Source organism: Butyricicoccus sp. (assembly GCF_050872565.1).
Classification (GTDB): domain Bacteria; phylum Bacillota; class Clostridia; order Oscillospirales; family Butyricicoccaceae; genus Butyricicoccus_A.
The window spans coordinates 1-1,994 of record NZ_JBNMHC010000382.1 but is presented as its reverse complement, the minus strand read 5'-3'; the positions used below and the strand labels follow the sequence as shown (position 1 = coordinate 1,994).

Annotated in this window: 3 protein-coding genes; all 3 read right to left on the bottom strand. The window is 53.3% G+C overall.

All coding sequences use genetic code 11. The features are described 5' to 3' along the window. The coding region (locus ACR0P9_RS11620) for an NAD(P)H-dependent glycerol-3-phosphate dehydrogenase (RefSeq protein WP_432620321.1) at positions 1-570 on the bottom strand (570 nt) is incomplete at its 3' end. Between the two features lie 36 nt (positions 571-606). Continuing rightward, entirely contained in the window at positions 607-1,230 is a 624-nt protein-coding gene (gene plsY, locus ACR0P9_RS11615) for a glycerol-3-phosphate 1-O-acyltransferase PlsY (RefSeq protein WP_432620319.1), read from the bottom strand. Between the two features lie 4 nt (positions 1,231-1,234). Then, a partial coding sequence (der, locus tag ACR0P9_RS11610; RefSeq protein ID WP_432620317.1) for a ribosome biogenesis GTPase Der occupies positions 1,235-1,994 on the bottom strand: 760 nt, incomplete at its 5' end.

Here is a 1,994-nt window from a genome sequence, read left to right as displayed (position 1 = left end):
GTTTTTAAAACATCCGCCCAGCTCCGCGCCGATAATATCCGGAGAGATATACACGCGGAAGCGGTCGTTCATAAATGCCTGCTGTACCAGCGTTGCCGCATCTCTCGATGCAGATGCCGCCAAGATACAGGTCAAAATACCGCGGGATACTTCCTCCGCATGGGTCGGACCTGTCAGAGCAACGACCGGATTCTTGCCGTTTGTCGCTCTGCTGATGGTCTCCGAAAATCGGCAATAGCCGTTATCTCGATCCAATCCCTTGCCGACATTGACAATCGGAATACCTTCCGGAATAATTCCCGCCAGCTGCTGTGCGGTAGAATGCACGGCAAACGACGGAACCGCCATCAGCACGAGATCTGCTGCCGCTGCACCGTTCAGGTCGGTGGTAATCTCGATTTCTTCCGGCAGCTTGACGCCCGGAAGCAGCTTTTCATTGCCGCGCTGCTCCCGCAGCAGTTTGCATTCCTCTTCAAAACAAGTCCAGGATGTTACCGTATGCCCATTTTCATGCAGCAGAATCGACAGAGCCATGCCCCATCCGCCGCAGCCGACTACAAAAACTTTCATACTCTCATGCTCCTCGATATGATCCGTGTACAGCAGTTACTTTTCTTTTTTGCTGTGCAGTGAAAATTTGTTTTCTTCTCCGTGTGCAATCCGCACGATATTTCCGCGGTGCATATAGACAACAGCTGCTACCATCACAAACAGAATCACCATCATCGGCACAAATCCTTGATCTCCGCGATGCCAATACAGCGTCAAAAACGGTACCGTACATGTGGCAACAATCGAGCCGAGCGAAACCCATTTGCTGATGGCAACCAGCACGACAAACACGATGATGGCAACGCAGAATACGCGCCAATCAAAGACCGCAATCATCGTTGCGCCGACAAGAATGCCTTTTCCGCCCTTAAATCCAAAGTACAGCGGAAACATATGGCCGACAATTGCCGCGCTTCCCGCGATGAGCACGCCGAGCGAGCCCATCAGATGCCCGCCAATCAGGCTGGCAATCGCACCCTTGGCAATGTCGCCGACCAGCACCAGCAGGGTCGGCTTCGCGCCCATCACGCGAAGAGAATTGGTAAGACCAGCATTGCCGCTGCCCTTGGTGCGGATGTCATATCCCATCAGCGATTTTGACACGACCAGCGCCGAATTGATGCTGCCCAGCAGGTATCCCACGACAAGTAAAATCAGAATCATGATCGGTGTACTCACCCAGTTATTCCTCCTTGCCGCCGCGCTCACGCACAATCATGCGGATCGGTGTACCATTGAGTCCATATACATCGCGAATCTGATTTTCCAAATATCGCTGATAGGAGAAATGGAACAGCTGCGCGTCGTTGCAGAAGCAGACAAACGTAGGCGGACGAACACCCGACTGCGTCATATAGTAAATCTTCAGGCGGCGACCCTTGTCCGTTGGCGGCTGCACACGAGCTGTCGCCTCTGCCAGCAGCGTGTTGAGCTGGCCGGTCGGAATGCGTCTGCCGTTCTGTTCATAGACAGAATTGATGCAGTCAAACAGCTTGTGCACGCGGGCACCTGTCTTAGCAGACAGGAACAATACCGGTGCATACGGCATGTACGACAGACCGATGCGCACGCGCTCGGTGTACTGATCCATCGTCTTGCCGTCCTTTTCAATCAAGTCCCACTTATTGACGACGATGATACATGCCTTACCGGCATTGTGTGCTTCACCGGCAATCTTGGTATCCTGTTCTGTGACGCCTTCGACTGCATCAATCATAATGACGCAGACATCCGCGCGCTCCACTGCCATCAGAGAACGCATAACACTGAACTTCTCTACGCGCTCATCTACCTTCGAGCGTTTGCGGATACCCGCCGTGTCGATGAGCATATACTTGCCCTTGCTGTTCTCAAACTTAGAGTCCACGCTGTCGCGGGTTGTACCGGCAACATTGCTGACAATCACGCGCTCTTCGCCGAGAATCTGGTTGACGAGCGAAGAC